We start from the raw sequence: 15,359 nt of genomic DNA on the forward strand, positions 1-15,359 counted from the left end.
CGCGTCCCGCCGGAGCGTGCGAGGCTGGGGCAGAACGGGCAGCCCGGTTTCCGGCGGCGTGGACGGCTCGAAACAAGCGGTGCCGGCACCGACCGGACTGCCGGACTACAGACGACACCACTGGATGTCGGCAGAGATACCGGTACAACGGAGCAAGCCGGCGGAACACCGGTAGAACAGTGATGGGCCGACGTGGAGGTCCGCGGGTTCGCCCAGGCGGCGCCCGGGGGCCGGCCGCGGCGGTCCGATGGGTACCGAGCGGTACAGCACCGGCCAACCCGGTGTGAGCGTCGGACGAGATCCCGACCACCGCCCTCGCTGCCGCCTCGCGGCGGCCGGTGGCGCGGCGGGCAGGCGGTCTGCGGCGTGAACCTGTCGGGACCGTCGGGAACGATGATCCTCGTACCCGGCGGGTGAGCGAGGGGAACGTGGCCATGACCTGGCCTCCGAACAGTGGCGATCCGGACGGCCGGGACCCGCGCGACCGCCGCCGTCCACCGCCCGGCGCGGGATCCGGCCGCCCCGGGTACCCAGGTCAGGGCCAGGGCCGCCCACCGGTTCCCGGCCGCCCGCCGCAGGGCCGCCCGCCGCAGGAGCGCCCGGCGCGGGACAGCCGCGACCGCCAGGCGCAGGGGCGCCCGCCGGCGGGCCGTCCGGCGCGGGGCCGTCCGGCGTCCGGCGAGGAGAACTGGCCGGCCGGGGCATGGCCGCGCCACGAGCCCCGGGCGGCTCCGGCGCCGATCCCGCCCACCCGCCGGCTGCCCCCGCCGGGCGGCGCGGAAGGCGGGCGGTCCCGCCCCGGCCCGAACGGCGGGCCCGGCGGGTACCGCGCGCCGGGCGGCCCGGCGCCCGGGTACGGCGGCCCGCGCGGGCCGTACGACACACCGGGCGAGGACCTGCCCGCCGAGGAGCCCCGCCGCCCGGTGAGCGGCGTACGCCGGACGGTGACCCTGGTGGCCGCCATCGTCTCGGTGGCCGTCCTGGTCGTCGCCACCAGCGGCTGGGCCGTGCTGCGCCACTACGACGGCAAGGTCAACCACATCGAGCTCACGTTCTCCGACTCCGCCGCCCGGCCCTCCGCCGCCGGCGGGGGCACCCAGAACATCCTGCTGGTCGGCTCGGACACCCGCGCGGGCACCGAGGGCGAGTTCGGCCAGGCCGAGGGACAGCGCTCGGACACCACGATCCTCGCCCACCTCGACTCCGACGGCTCGACGACCCTGGTGTCCTTCCCCCGTGACCTGTGGGTACAGATCCCGGGCTACACCGACTCCGACGGCACCCAGCACGACGCGCAGAAGTCCAAGCTCAACGCGGCGTTCGCCTACGGCGGGCCGTCCCTACTGGTCCGGACGATCGAGACGCTCACCAACATCCGGATCGACCACTACCTCGAGATCGACTTCCTGGGCTTCCAGGCGATGACGGACGCCCTCGGCGGCGTCACCGTCTGCGTGAACGAGCTGACCCCCGAGCTCAAGGCGCAGGGCTTCGACAACCTCAACGACCGGTACTCCGGCTGGCACGGCCAGGTCGGCGACAACACGCTCACCGGCGAGCAGGCGCTGGCCTTCGTCCGACAGCGGTACGGCCTGCCCGGCAGCGACCTCGACCGGATCCACCGCCAGCAGCAGTTCCTCGGCGCGGTCTTCCGCGAGGTCGCCTCCACCGGGACCCTGCTCAACCCGCGCAAGCTGCTCGACGTCGTGGACGCGGCCACCTCCGCGCTGACCCTCGACGAGCACACCTCGCTCACCGATCTGCGCCTGCTCGCCGTCAGGATGCAGGGCATCAGCACCGGCGGGGTCACCTTCGCCACCGTCCCGGCGACGCCGTCCCAGGCTGGCGGGCAGTCCGTGCTCCTGGCGAAGACCGACGAGCTGACGACGCTGCTCGCCGGGATCGGCGGCTCCCCGCCGCAGGCCGCCGGGCCTCCCGCCCGCGGCGCCGCCGTGCCGGCGTCCGGCGCCGGCCACGGTTCGGTGGTCACCGCGAACCTCGCCGCCACCGGCGGGCGGTCCGCGGGTGGCGCGGTGCGCCTGGCCCAGGCCGCCCCCGCGCCGTCCGGCGGGGTGGGCTGCACCTACTGACGCGTAGGAGCCGGCTCCCCGCGGGTGGGGAGCCGGCTCCTACGAGGGGCTGCTACAGCGGCTGCTACGGCGGGGGAGCCTGGTCCGGCCCGCCCGGCCGGGCCCTGGCGTGCCGCGGGCCGCGGCGTCGGCGTGGCGGGCGCTCGTCGATCGCCGCGTTCAGCTCGGCGCCGAGCAGCACGGCCAGCGCCGTGATGTAGAAGAACAGCAGCGCGGCGACGGGCGCGCCGAGCGAGCCGTAGACCAGCTCGTTGCTGAAGACCAGCTCCAGGTACATCCGGAGCAGGTAGCTCCCCACGAGCCACAGGAAGAGGGCGAGCGCGGCGCCGGGCAGCGCCCGGCGCCAGGACCGCCGCACGGGCAGTGCCAGGTGGTAGAGCGTCGTCAGCATCGCCAGCGACACCACCCCGACCACCGGCCAGAAGAGAACCTTGAGCAGGTCGTCGACCACCGGATGTCGGCCGGAGTTGAGCAGGTCCGAAAGCAGGCCGGGCCCGAGGACGAGCGCGGGCAGCAGCAGGACGCCCGTCGCCACCTGGGCCAGGAACAGCCCGAGGGCGAGCAGCCGGCTGCGGACCGCCGAGCGGAGCTCCCGCTGCCCGTAGGCGATCGTGATGGTGTTCACGAACGTCGCCATCGCCGTGGACCCGGTCCACAGCGACAGCACGAAGCCGATGGAGATGACGTCCGGGCGGCCGCGGGAGAGGATCTCGTCGATCGTCGGCCGGACGGTGTCGTCGACCACCGACGCCGTCAGCAGGTTGTCGGCGCCGTCCAGGATGCTCTGGCGGACGTTGTCGAGGGCGTCACCGCCCAGGAGGTCCCCGATGTAGCCGATCGTGCCCAGCAGCGCCAGGAGCAGCGGGGGCATCGACAGCAGCTGCCAGAAACCGGCTTCGGCGGCGAGACCCAGAACACGGTGTCGCCAGGCGTTCGCGACGGTCGTCCGCGCCAGGCGCAGGGCTCCCCAGGGGACCCATGACCTCGGTCGCAGCAGCCGTCGGGCGAGATCACGCACCGTCGCGCCGCGATCGTGCCCCCCGGGACCGAGACATGCCCCTAACCCGCGCAGCGCCAGTAGCGCCCGTCGGGTCGGGTAGCGCGGGCCGGGGCGGGTCGGACCAGGTCCACCCGCTGGGGGGGCCATGGCCGGCACCGCGTCGTTCCCCGTGGTGGACACGCGCCCCACCGTATGACTATCGGCCCGCGGTTCCGGTGAGGGTGTCCTTTCGCCGGACGATGCTCGTCGTACCGGCCCGGTGGCCACGGCACCGGGCCGGTGACGAGTCGAGGGCATGCCATGTGATCATGGCATGCCCTCGGGAGTCAGTCGTGTCAGGAGACGCTCAGCTTGTCGGTCTCGTCGTGGTACTCGACTGCGACCGAGCGGAGCTTGGAGTCGTGAGACTTCGCGTGATGGCGGCAGAAGAGCAGATCTCCGCCTCCAGGCAGTACGACCCGGACGTAGGCCTGGGCGCCACACCTGTCGCAACGGTCGAGGTTGGTCAGCGTCGGCATCGTGGTAGTCCCTGTCACACCTTCTCCAACTGTGTTGAGCGGCCAGACGTTCCGCCTGGCCATGTGACGGTTTACTCACAGCCGGCTCTCTCGGCGTCGTTGCATCCAGAGCGGCCTCCGCCCCCGGTGCCTCCTCGTGGCGGACCGGTGACGAATCTCGGGTTCGACCCCCTCCTAGGGCCGGCGGGCGCCGAACACGATGTCGTCCCATGCTGGCACCGACTTGCGTCCACGTCGACCGCCTGCGGGACGTTCGCCGCCACGACCTGCCGCCGGCTGCCGTCCGCGGTTGCCCGCGGCGGCCTGCTGAGCGGTCCGTGTGGCCTGCTGGGCCGCCTCCGTGGCGGCCTCGGCGGTCGCGTCGGCCGCGGCCTCCGCGGAGGCTTCGGCGGCGCTGTCGTCGGCCGTGGCGGCCGTTGCCCGCGCCGTGCTCTCGAGCTCGCTGTCGGCCGCGGTGGCCGGCTGGGCGGGCTGCTCCGCCGCGGCGGGGCCGGAGCGCGCGGGGCGGTCCGCCGGCCCGTCCTCGGCCCGGGCCGGTGTGGCCCGGACCGCCGCCGGTCGGCGCGGTGCCCCACCGCGCCCCGGTGCCCCGGCGCCCCGGCCGCCGACGGCCGGAGCCGCCGAGGCCGCCGCGCGGCCGTCCAGGTCCTCCGCGGCCGCCGCGAGCGCTCCGAGTGAACGGGCGCCGCCCGTGGTGCGCGCGACAGCTGGCCGGCGGGCGGCAGCGGCGGCGGGACGGCGCGGCTCCCGCTCCACCGGCGTGGCGGGCTCCTGTGCCTGCTCCGCGGCGGGCGGAACGATCGCGGCCGGCCGGAGCTCCGGCCGGCCCGCCGGTGCGGGAGCCGGGGACCGACCGGTCCCGGCGGGCGCGGTCCCGCGCACCGGCCGGTCGCCGTCGCCGTCCTCGTCGAACTCGTCCTCGTCCTCGTCGTGCTCGTCGAGGCCGGCGGTGCGAGCGGCCTCACCCGGGATGTCGGCACTCGGGATGTCGGCCGCGGCCGACTCCGGGGCGAAGGCCGCCTCGGCCGCCGCGACCAGGTCCGCCTGGGTGAGCTCCGGGCTGGCCGGGCCGGCGTGGGTGAACCGCGGCTCGTTGGCCGGCCCAGCGTCGACGGCGGTGGTCTCCTCGGGGTACTCGGCTCCCGGGCGCGGCAGGGACCTCGGCTCGTCCGCCGGTGCGGCCGGCGGGACGGCGCGTTCCCGGGAACCGAACCGGCTCGGCGCGGTGGCCGCGCGCCGGCCGCCAGTGCCACCGTGCCGCCCGGAGAGGCCCGGGGCCCCACCCTGGGCCGCCGGCCACGCGCCGGGCATGCTGCGGCGCGCGGCGCCGGCCGTACGGCTCGCGGAGGAGGACTGGGCCGGGGCGGACACCGGGCCCTGGGGTTCGTCCCGGCCGGCCTGGTCCGTGCCGTCCGCCCGCGTCGCGCCGTCCTGGCCGGTGATGTCCCGGGCGGAGCTGTCCTGGGCGGCGCCTGCGGGGCCTTCGCGGCCGGCCGCCCCCTGACCGGGGGCCGCGTAGTCGGGCGCTCCGTAGCCGGGAGCGGGGTGGTCCGGGGCGTAGTCGTCGCCGTCGCCGGCCCGCTCGGCCGGGCGGTGGTCCGGGGAGGTGCCCGCGGGCACCTGGGCCGGTGACGGCCCGTAGCCCGGCGCCGCGCCCGGGAGGTAGCCCGTCCCGTTGACAGCCGCCGGAGCGGGGAAGGTAGTCGGGGGAGCCGTCGCGGGCTGCGCCCCGGAAAGCTGCTGGCCGGGACCACCGGCCGTGGACTGCGTCGGGTAGGCCGCCGCGCCCTGGTCGTGCACCAGGGTCAGGGCCGGCCCGGCGGCGCGCACGGGTGGCTGCGCCGGCTGCGGCGCCGGCGGCTCCGCGGATTCGGGGGCGACCAGCGCCCGGGCGGCGTCGTCGTGCGGGCGCACCCGGCGCACCACCGGGTCCCACGTCCAGCGGGCGCATCTGCTGTCCGAGGTGAGCTGGACCAGCCAGATCCCGTCCACCCGGCGCCAGGCGTCCCACTGGGCGGTGTCCGGATTGTCCTGAACGCTGAGCAGTCGCGCGTCGACCACCTCGCCGAGCGGACGGCCGGGCACCCCGCCGGGGTCCTTGGGCAGCAGCGCGGCGCGCGCCTCCTGGACCACCCGGGCGCGCTCGGCCAGCACCGGCCCCTCGTAGCGCTCGACCCGCTCCACCGGGATGCCCGCGGCCCGGGCGACGTCGGCGGCGGTCTCGCCGGCCCGGAGTCGGGCCTGGATCTCACGGGGGGTCAGCGCGCTTTCCGCGCGTACTTCACTACGTCGGGCTCCGCGCAACGCCGCGCGCAGCCGATCGTCCACCGCGACACGGAACTGTTCCGCGTCCGAGCGCCCGGCGGCGTCGGCGAGCACGAGATAACCGCCGTCCTCGCTGAGTGCGACCGCCCGCAGCTCGCGCATGGCGCCTTCTCCTCCCGTCGATCTCCTGACGTGCGGCCGGCGCGGCACGGACACCGTGCCGGGCGCCCGCACGGCAGCCGAGCGTGCGGGGTGCCCTGTCGGACACCCCCAGGGCGCACCGGCGCACGAGTGCGCGCGAAACCGCCTCGCCGCCATGCGTCCCGGTAGGTGACAGCCTGCCATCGATGGCGCCGGACGGTCGCATTGCGGCGGGCGACACGCACAGTCTGACCCCCGCTGACGGTTCTGAACACGTCGGGGGCCCGTCCCGGGCCCGGGTGTGACGTATCACCGCCCCGGTGCCCACCCGGCCGGGCGGCGTGATCACGCCCACCGGCCGGGAGCCGGGCCGGGGCCGGTGGCGGCGCTCAGGGACGGAGCGACGGCGCTCGGGGACGGAGTTCAGCGGCAGCGCTCAGGGACGGCGACCGCCGGGGGGCCGGGTCGCCGGCCCGCGCCGGCGGGCCGGGCGTGGAGCGGGCCGGGCACGGGTCTGGTCACCGCCGGCGTACAGCGCCGCCCCGACGATGCCGGCCTCGTTCTGGAGCTGGGCGGGCACCACCTTAGTCCGCAGTTCGAGATGGTCGAAGAACTTCTCCGCCTTTCGGCTGGCGCCGCCGCCGACGATGATCAGATCCGGCCACAGCAGGGCCTCGAGGGTGCTCAGGTAGCGGTTGACCCGCTTGGCCCACTTCTCCCAGGAGAGGTCCTCGCGTTCCCGGACGGCCTCGGACGCCCGAGTCTCCGCGTCGTGGCCGTGGATCTCCAGATGTCCCAGCTCGGTGTTCGGCACGAGCTGGCCGTGCAGGAACAGGGCGGTCCCGATGCCGGTGCCGAACGTCGTCATGACGACGAGGCCGGAGGTGTCACGGCCGGCGCCGAACGCCATCTCGGCCACTCCGGCGGCGTCGGCGTCGTTGACGACGGCGACCTCCGAACCGGCCAGGGCCGGCCCGAGCGCCCCGCCGAGCACCGCGGAGACGTCGGTGTCGATCCAGCCCTCGTCGACGTTCGCGGCGGTGCGGGCCACCCCGGATTTGATCACCGCCGGGAAGGTGGCGCCGACCGGGCCGGTCCACTCGAAGTGCGCGACGACCTCCGCGACGGTCCGCGCGACCGACTCCGGGTCCGCGGGCTGCGGTGTCGGCACCCGGAACCGCGGCGCCGCCAGCGTGCCGTCCTCGATGTCGACCGGGGCGCCCTTGATGCCCGTCCCACCGATGTCGACCCCGAAGACCCGCATCGCGCCGTCCTCCCGCATGTGTCGCTGGCCGAGCGGTCGTCCCCCGGACCCGGGTGCCGCGTCGTGCCGAGCCGTGCCTGACCCTGCCTGGCCTGGCTGGCCTGGCTGTGCCTGTCGTAGTTTCGCAGGCCCGCCCGACGCCGTGGCGGCGGCGGGCGCTTTCGGTGGTGGGCCCGGTCTCCGGTGGACGTCCACCCCGCTCGACGTGGGGTCGGGATCGCCCGGAGTGGGCCGGACAACGCGTGTGTCCTGTTCCGGGGGCACCTACTGTGAGGAGATGCGGTTAACCGATTCCTACGGGCGGGTCGCCACCGACCTACGGGTGTCGCTGACCGACCGGTGCAACCTGCGCTGCGCCTACTGCATGCCCGCCGACGGCCTGGACTGGCTGCCCGGTCCGCTGCTGCTCACCGACGACGAGATCCTGCGGCTGGTCACGATCGCGGTGGCCCGGCTGGGCGTCACCGAGATCCGGCTGACCGGCGGCGAGCCCACACTCCGCCCGGGCCTGGTGCGCCTGGTCGAGCGGATGGCGGCGCTCTCGCCCCGGCCGGAGCTCTCGCTCACCACCAACGGTCTGCGCCTGGCCGGCCGGGCCGGCCTGGCCGGCCCGCTCGCCGCCGCCGGCCTGGACCGGGTCAACATCTCGCTGGACACGCTGCGCCCCGAGCGCTTCGCCCGGATCACCCGCCGCGACCGGCTCGCCGACGTCCTGGCCGGTCTCGCCGCCGCGGCCGACGCCGGGCTGGGTCCGGTGAAGGTGAACGCGGTGCTCCTGCGTGGCCGCAACGACGACGAGGCCGCACCGCTGCTGCGCTGGTGCCTGGCGCGTGGCTACCAGCTGCGCTTCATCGAGCAGATGCCGCTCGACGCCCAGCACGGCTGGCGGCGCGCCGAGATGGTCACGGCCGGCGAGATCCTGGCCCGGCTGGCGGCGGAGTTCGCCCTGACCCCGTTGCCGGGGCGGGGGAGCGCGCCCGCCGAGCTGTTCGCCGTCGACGGGGGGTCCGGCACCGTCGGGGTGATCGGCTCGGTGTCCGCGCCGTTCTGCGCGGCCTGCGACCGGGTCCGGCTCACCGCGGACGGGCAGGTCCGGAACTGCCTGTTCGCCCGGGAGGAATCCGATCTCCGCGGCCCGCTGCGGGCCGGCGCCACTGACGACGACCTCGCCGACCGGTGGGTCCGCGCGGTGTGGGGGAAACACGCCGGCCACGGAATCGACGCTCCGGGCTTCCACCAGCCGGACCGGCCGATGTCGGCGATCGGCGGGTGACACCGCCCTCGTCATCGTCGCCGCCGTCTTCGCTGCCGGCCGCGCCGGCGGTGGCGGTGGCGCGGCGCGTGGCCGGCCCGGGTGAACCGTGGGACGCGCTGGTCCTCGCCGGCGGACACTCCCGGCGGCTCGGCGGTCAGGACAAGGCCAGCGTCGTCGTCGGCGGCCTGCGGCTGCTGGACAGGGTGCTCGACGCCACCCGCGCGGCCGAGCGGATCATCGTCGTCGGGCCGCCGCGCCCGGCCCGGCCCGGTTCCCGGCCGGTCCGCTGGACCCGCGAGGACCCGCCGGGCGGCGGGCCGGTCGCCGCCATCGCCGCCGGGATGCGGCTTGTCGCGGCCCCGCTGGTCGTCGTGCTCGCGGTCGACCTGCCCTTCGTCGGCGTCGCGGAGATCACCGGCCTGCTCGGATCGCTGGGGGGCGCGTCACCGGGTCACGGTGCCGCCGACGTGGCGGTGGACGTGGCGGTGCTCGCCGACCCGGCTGGCCGGGCGCAGTACCTCGCGGCGGCCTGGCGCGCCGCCGCGCTCCGCGCCGCCCTGCCGGCGGACCCGGCGGGCCGCTCGGTGCGCTCGCTGCTGGCCGGCCGGGAGGTGCGGACCGTTCCGGCCACCGACCAGGCCTGCCTCGACTGCGACGACCCGGCCTCGCTGGCGGCGGCCCGGGCACGGGCCGTCCCCGGACCGCACGGCTGGGGCACGATGCGCTGATGACCGCTGAGGACGAGACGGACGGGCCCACGGCCGCCGAGGGCACTGCGGGCACCGCGGGTACCGGCGCCCCACCGCTGGGCGACGCGCTGGCCGAGTGGGTGAGCCGGGCCGGCGCCGCGCTCGGTCTGGCGCCCGGGTCGGTGGACGCCACGCTCGTCCTCGACCTCACCCGGGACGTCGCCCACCAGGTCGCGCGGCCCGCGGCGCCGCTGACGGCCTTCCTGGTCGGGCTCGCGGCGGGCCGTGGCGGTGGCAGCGCCGCCGACGTCCGGGCCGCCGTGGACACGGTGCTGGCCCTGCTGCCGGAACACGACGCCTGACGTCTGACAGACGCCTGAGGCCTGACACCTGACACCTCGTGCCCGGGCGCGTCGCCTGACCGCCCGGGCGGTCAGGCGACGCCTAGTGCATGCGGACGGGGCCGGTCTCGTCCAGGTAGCCGCGCATGTCGATGGCCATCGTGTGCACGTCCTCGGCGTCCGGTTCGGGGATGTCCTCGGCGTCGTCGCGGGGGTAGCCGAAGGTCAGGCGCGGCAGCATCTGGGTGGGTGCGTCGACGAGCCCGGGCGCGGCCTCGATCAGCCCGGACTCCCAGTCGAGCTCGCGGCCGCTCAGCGGGCCGGAGGGCAGCTTGCGGGCGGCCGGTGACGTTGTGACGATCACATAGTCCAGCACGCCGAGGGCGGCGATCACGACGAGGGCCGGCAGCGCCGCGAGCGGACGCCACACCGTCAGGCCAACCATCACGAACACGGCCACCACGGTCAGGCCGCCGACGATGTGCCTGCGCACCGGGGGTAGCGCTGGAACCTTACGGCCGCGCCGGTAATGCGCCATGCACCACAGTGTGCCCCCGTCGTCGGAACTGTCCAGGCGGTGGGGTGTTGTCAGCCCCCCGACTGGCGGCCCGCAGAGGCGCGACGCAGGGTGGGACGCGACGTCGGAAGCCACCGGCGGGGGAGCCGACCGCGACAGCGGAGGGTATCTGGAATGCCTCTTTCCGGTGAAGGCACTTCGACAGTGCGCCGGAATGAGTCACACTTACCGTGGGAAATGAGAGATCCATGGGCCGACCGACCGGTCAACGGTGTATCCAGGGCCCGGCGTCGCACCATGGGATCGACCTCGCGAGGCTGGAGGATCGCCGTGGAGGTTACAAGTCGTGGCCGTTGGCCGCGACCGCTGCCACGACCCCGGCCAGGGTCGAGGCCGAGGTCAGCCCCGGTACTGGTCGTCGCCGCGGTGGCGGTGCTGCTCGTGTCGATCTCCGGATGCGGGTCGTCCAGTTACGACTATGTGACGAACAAAGATGACGGCGCGTTCCTGAAGGTGCCGGCCGCCTGGACGCATCAGGAGATGCCCGGGCCGGCCCTGTTCGGCATCGACGCCCGCAATGTGAGCCCCGAGATGCTGACCGGCCTGATGTCCCGCGAGTGGGTCGTCGGGCTGGACGCCGCCGAGAAGTTCGACGAAACCAGTCTGTTTGTTCCCGATGCGCCGTTGCCGAAGGGTTTCGTCCAGGTTAGGCATCTTCTCCCGGAGGAGGCCAATGCGGTCTCCACCAACGACCTGCGCAACTTCGTGGTCACCGTCGACGACGCGGTCGCGGCGCAGGAGGAGGCCGTCCGCCAGGACCCGTACGGCGCGCGCCTCGCGCCCAGCTTCCTGCTCCTGACCGACCAGAAGGTGACGCAGGACAGCGGCGTCCACGGGGTGCACCTGATCTACCAGGTGGCCACCGCGGCCGGACTGGTCACCATCGACCAGACCAGCCTGCTGGACCAGAACCAGACCGTGCTCTACCAGCTCGTCCTGGCCTGCTCCGCGTTCTGCTACGCCCAGCACGGCGGGCAGATCGGCGAGGTCACGGGCTCGTTCACCATCAAGCCGACGGACCGAGGGCAGTAGGCATGAGCGCAACCGACCGGGCGACCAGTTCGGGTTCCTCCGCGCCCGCGGGGGAGACCACCGCGGGCGACGCCGCTTCCGACTCCTCGACCGCGCCGCGCCGACGTCCCGCGGCGCTGTGGGACAGAACGAAGTTCCTGTTCCTGCTCGGCGCGCTCTTCGCCTTCGTGGTCGCGGCGGACGTCTCCGGCAACCCGCTGATGACCTGGGGCGACGCGTTCCGCATCCAGTCGCGGTCGAGTTGGTGGATCCTCGCCCTGTTCGGGCTCGAGGTGGTCCACCAGATCCACGTCTTCCTCGGCGAGCGGTCGTCGCGGTACTACGTGTTCTGGACCGACAAGGTCTTCGGCCGCGCCGAGCGCCGGCTGCTGCGCCTCAACGACTGGAACCGGTACCGGGCCAGCCGGGCGCTGAAGATCGTGGCCGCGTTCGCGCTGTTCCTGTTCGTCTACGCCCGCATCGTCGACCAGTCCATCTTCGAGGCGACGGTCGGCCTGCCGGGCGCGGCGTGGAAGGCCATCCCGCTCGTCCTGCAGATGGTGCTGCTGCTGGTCGTCGTCGTCGGGCAGTTCGTCGCCATCTTCTGGTTCCTGTCCAAGGGCGGCGTCGAGGTCTACTTCCCCGAGGACATCAAGACCCGCTTCGCCGACGTCTGGGGCCAGGACCACGTCGTGAGCCGCGTCCAGGAGAACGTCTTCTACCTGGAACGCCCCGAGGAGATCGAGGACAGGGGCGGCTACGTACCCGGCGGGATCCTGCTGTGGGGCCCGCCCGGCACCGGCAAGACGCTCATCGCCGAGGCGGTGGCCGGCGAGACCGGCAAGCCGTACGTCTTCGTCGACCCGGGAGCCTTCTCGGCGATGTTCATGGGCGTCGGCATCATGAAGGTGAAGTCGCTGTTCCGCAAGCTGCGCAAGCTGGCGCTGCGGTACGGCGGTGTCATCGTCTTCTTCGACGAGGCCGACACCCTCGGCAACCGCGGCCAGCTCGCCAGCGGCTTCACCGGCGGGGGCAAGCTCGGCGCGGGCGGTCTCGGCACCGGGGCGGCGGCTTTCTCCACCGGGCACAGCCCGTTCGGCGTGCCGGCGGGCGGGGAGTCGTTCGACGCCTGCAACGGCTTCTCCTACCTGGACTCGTTCGCCCGGGCCCAGATCGCCCGCGACCACGCCCAGCGCGAGAACTTCGTCATGGGCGGCGGAATGGGCGGATCCAGCGCGGACGGCACGCTGCAGGCCCTGCTCACCGAGATGTCCGGTCTGAAGAAGCCGCGCGGCTTCCTCAACCGGATCGTCCGGCGGACCCTCGGCATGCGTCCCAAGCCGCCGCCGAAGTACCGCATCCTGGTGATGATGGCGACGAACATGCCCCAGTCGCTGGACGAGGCGCTGCTGCGGCCCGGCCGCATCGACCGCATCTACAAGGTCGGCTACCCCAGCAAGGAGGGCCGGATCCGGACCTTCGAGGGCTACCTGGCCAAGGTGCGCCACCAGCTGACCCCGGACCAGGTCGAGCGGCTCGCCATCATGAGCCCCGAGGCCACCGGCGCCACGATCAAGGACACGGTCAACGAGGCGCTCGTGCAGGCTGTCAAGGACGGCCGCGAGGTCATCACCTGGCAGGACATGCTCCGCGCCCGGGTGGTCAAGGAGTACGGCCTCGCCGACGACCACGAGCACATCGCCGGGGAGCGGCACAGCATCGCCCTGCACGAGGCCTGCCACGCCGTCGTCGCCTACCGCACCCAGCGTGGACGGGTCATCGACCTGGCGACCATCGAACGGCGCGGGGGAGTCGGCGGGTTCGTCGCGCACGTGGCGGTCGAGGACCGCATGTTCATGTGGAAGTCGGAGATCGAGGTCCAGGTGATGGTCTCCCTCGCCTCCCTGGCCGGCGAGCGGATGTTCTTCGACGGTGACAACACGGTGGGCGTCGGCGGGGACCTGCGCAGCGCCACCCTGCTGGTGTCGAGCAACATCTCCTCGGCCGCCATGGGCGAGACGCTCGCCTCCCGGCTGAGCATGATCGAACATCAGATGGGCCAGGCGTCCATCGACTCCGACCGGCCCTTCGGCGAGCAGGTCGAGGCCAAGCTGCGGGAGATCTACACCCGCACCGAGGCCGTCCTGTCGGCGAACCGGCGCGAGGTGCTGGCCCTCACCCACGCGCTGGAGACCCACAAGACGATCACCGGCGAGGACGTCGAGGCCATCATGGAGGGGACGGTCGGCCCGACGCTCGACGGCCGCCGCTACCTGGAACCGGGCTTCCTGGCCGTCGCGGAGGACTACCACCGCTCCGCGGTCCAGGCCCACCGCGGGATGCACCACGACGATCTCCGGGAGCTTCCCGAGCTCGGCCGGGCCGCCGCCCGCGGGGCCACCCCCGTGGCACAGGCACTGCCGGAGGGCCCCTCCACCGCCAGCTGACGCCGCCCACACCCAACAGCCCGCAACCCGCGCGAGCCGCACGGGCCGGGCTGGGCCAGGCTGGGTCGGGTCGGGCCGGGCGGGTCACGGCGGCTTGGCACGGGACCGCGAACCGAGTTGCCCTCCAGCGGACAGGCCAGCTCAGGCAACACACTTCGACAAGTCGTTCGGAGCGCGGCTGACGCGTGCTGATTGCCCCGAGCCGGGGTCAGACGTCCTGCAGAGCAGGTCCGCGTTGCGGTGTGGCAGCGGTGCTGAGCACCGCCTCGACCGGGTTGCCGAGCGTGGTGTCGGTCGTCGTGGCGGCCGTCGGGTCGCTCGCGCTGGTGCTGGTGGCGGTGCTGGCGCTGGCGGAGGGTATCGGGTCGCCGGACGGCGCGGCCGGTGGCTGGGGGACGGCCGCCGCCGGAACCGCCTGGGCGCGCGTGGCCCGGCCGCGCAGGGACGCCGCCGCGAAGGCGGATCCGGCCAGCGCCGCCGCGCCGGCCATCGCCAGGCCGGCCCGCGCACCGAACGTCTCGGACACCCAGCCCGCGATCGGGCCGCCGACCGGGGTCGAGCCGAGGAACGCCACCGACCACAGCGCCATCACCCGGCCGCGCATCTCCGGCGCGGCGGAGAGCTGCACGGTCGCGTTGCCGGTGGAGATGAACGCGACGCTCGCCGCGCCGACCACCACGAGCGCGGCGACCTCCAGAGCCAGCACCGGGGCCGCGGCCGCCACCAGGGTGACCACGCCGAACACCCCGGAGGTGACCGCGAGGGCCGGCACCCCCACCCGCCGGTGCCGGGCGACGACCAGGCCGCCGGCCACGGCCCCCGCACCCATCGCGCCGGTGAGGAGGCTGTACGTCGTGGCCGACCCGTCAAAGGTCTCACGTGCCACGAGCGGCAGCACGACCTGGAACTCGTAGGACAACGCTCCGATCACGGCCATCATGAGCAGCGGGATCCGCAGACTCGGCGTCCGCATCGCGTAGGCGAGCCCGGAGCGCACCTGCCTTGGCGCTCGCGGCACGGGGCGGCGACGCATCAGCGCCGTGGTGTCGATCCGCTGCAGCGCGATGACCACGGCGATGAACGAGACGCCGTTCAGCAGGAAACAGCCGCTGGTGCCGACCAGGCTGATGAGGACGCCGGCGATGCCCGGCCCGACGACCCGGGCCGCGTTCATGGTCACCGAGTTCAGCGTGACCGCGTTGGGCAGGAACTCCGACCCCACCATCTCCTGGACGAAGCTCTGCCGCGCCGGGTTGTCGACCGCGCTGGTCATCCCGATCGCCGCCGCGACGGCGGCGACCATCCACAGCTGGGCTGTGCCCGTCAGGTCCAGGACGCCGAGCAGGACGGCGAGGGAACCGAGAATGATCTGGGTGGTGATCAGGAGCCTGCGGGTGTTCGAGCGGTCGGCGATCAGCCCGCCGTAGGCGCCGAACAGCAGCACGGGCAGGAACTGGGCCGCGGTGACGAGCCCGAGCTCGGTGCCGGACGCGCCGAGCGACAGCACCAGCCAGCCCAGGGCGATCATCTGCATCCAGGTCCCGCAGAGCGAGACCACCTGACCACCGAGGAAGAGGCGGAAGTTCGGTACCTGCAGGGCGGCGAAGGTGCCGGTGGACGACGGTGACCGGCTACCCGTGCTCTCCGCGCCTCCTGCGCTCCTCCTTGACGTGACCTGGTCCGAACCACTCATGCGGCGCACCTCCGACGTGGACAACATGCCTCCGCCGATATTTATTTCGCGCAGCTAAGTATTTCGCG

General features: G+C 74.1%; 12 protein-coding genes. 6 read left to right on the plus strand and 6 right to left on the minus strand.

The features are described 5' to 3' along the window. Positions 1-434 precede the first annotated feature (434 nt). Complete coding sequence (locus tag B056_RS37910) at positions 435-2,090, plus strand: LCP family protein (protein WP_230203176.1); 1,656 nt, start codon at positions 435-437, stop codon at positions 2,088-2,090. A 64-nt stretch (positions 2,091-2,154) separates the two neighbouring features. Here B056_RS37910 and B056_RS0125340 read toward each other — a convergent pair whose 3' ends face one another. The 4 genes from B056_RS0125340 to ppgK form a co-directional block, all read right to left on the minus strand. Next, entirely contained in the window at positions 2,155-3,270 is a 1,116-nt protein-coding gene (locus B056_RS0125340; protein WP_407672418.1) for a YihY/virulence factor BrkB family protein, read from the minus strand. A gap of 155 nt (positions 3,271-3,425) precedes the next feature. Beyond that, positions 3,426-3,626 carry a DUF7455 domain-containing protein gene (locus tag B056_RS0125345; protein WP_020458878.1) on the minus strand — a complete coding sequence of 67 codons (201 nt, stop codon included), beginning with the start codon at positions 3,624-3,626 and terminating at the stop codon, positions 3,426-3,428. Between the two features lie 156 nt (positions 3,627-3,782). Then, positions 3,783-6,035 carry a septation protein SepH gene (gene sepH / locus B056_RS0125350; RefSeq protein WP_018504661.1) on the minus strand — a complete coding sequence of 751 codons (2,253 nt, stop codon included), beginning with the start codon at positions 6,033-6,035 and terminating at the stop codon, positions 3,783-3,785. A 415-nt stretch (positions 6,036-6,450) separates the two neighbouring features. Further along, positions 6,451-7,278, minus strand: a complete 828-nt coding sequence (gene ppgK / locus B056_RS0125355; RefSeq protein WP_026240132.1) for a polyphosphate--glucose phosphotransferase — start codon at positions 7,276-7,278, stop codon at positions 6,451-6,453. Positions 7,279-7,555: 277 nt separating this feature from the next. Here ppgK and moaA point away from each other — a divergent pair, with 277 nt between their 5' ends. From moaA to B056_RS0125370, 3 genes are read left to right on the plus strand one after another with little or no spacing between them, the layout of a single operon-like run. Beyond that, complete coding sequence (gene moaA / locus B056_RS0125360) at positions 7,556-8,551, plus strand: GTP 3',8-cyclase MoaA (RefSeq protein ID WP_026240133.1); 996 nt, start codon at positions 7,556-7,558, stop codon at positions 8,549-8,551. A gap of 56 nt (positions 8,552-8,607) precedes the next feature. After that, complete coding sequence (gene mobA / locus B056_RS0125365) at positions 8,608-9,261, plus strand: molybdenum cofactor guanylyltransferase (protein ID WP_230203177.1); 654 nt, start codon at positions 8,608-8,610, stop codon at positions 9,259-9,261. After that, positions 9,261-9,584 (plus strand): DUF6457 domain-containing protein, encoded by a 324-nt coding sequence (locus B056_RS0125370; RefSeq protein ID WP_018504665.1) that lies wholly within the window; start codon positions 9,261-9,263, stop codon positions 9,582-9,584. The genes mobA and B056_RS0125370 overlap by 1 nt, the downstream gene beginning before the upstream one ends. An 82-nt stretch (positions 9,585-9,666) precedes the next feature. Here the strand turns inward: B056_RS0125370 and B056_RS0125375 are convergent, their stop codons facing one another. Continuing rightward, positions 9,667-10,101: a hypothetical protein gene (locus tag B056_RS0125375; RefSeq protein ID WP_026240134.1), complete on the minus strand. Its 435-nt coding sequence runs from the start codon at positions 10,099-10,101 to the stop codon at positions 9,667-9,669. 405 nt (positions 10,102-10,506) lie between these two features. Here B056_RS0125375 and B056_RS0125380 point away from each other — a divergent pair, with 405 nt between their 5' ends. Both B056_RS0125380 and B056_RS0125385 read left to right on the plus strand, forming a co-directional pair. Continuing rightward, complete coding sequence (locus tag B056_RS0125380; protein ID WP_018504667.1) at positions 10,507-11,172, plus strand: hypothetical protein; 666 nt, start codon at positions 10,507-10,509, stop codon at positions 11,170-11,172. Positions 11,173-11,174: 2 nt separating this feature from the next. Then, positions 11,175-13,598 (plus strand): AAA family ATPase, encoded by a 2,424-nt coding sequence (locus B056_RS0125385; protein ID WP_018504668.1) that lies wholly within the window; start codon positions 11,175-11,177, stop codon positions 13,596-13,598. 208 nt (positions 13,599-13,806) lie between these two features. Here the strand turns inward: B056_RS0125385 and B056_RS0125390 are convergent, their stop codons facing one another. Beyond that, positions 13,807-15,291, minus strand: coding sequence for an MFS transporter (locus tag B056_RS0125390; protein ID WP_026240135.1), 1,485 nt, complete (start codon positions 15,289-15,291; stop codon positions 13,807-13,809). Between the last annotated feature and the right edge of the window lie 68 nt (positions 15,292-15,359).

The organism is Parafrankia discariae (assembly GCF_000373365.1).
GTDB classification, from domain to species: Bacteria; Actinomycetota; Actinomycetes; order Frankiales; family Frankiaceae; genus Parafrankia; species Parafrankia discariae.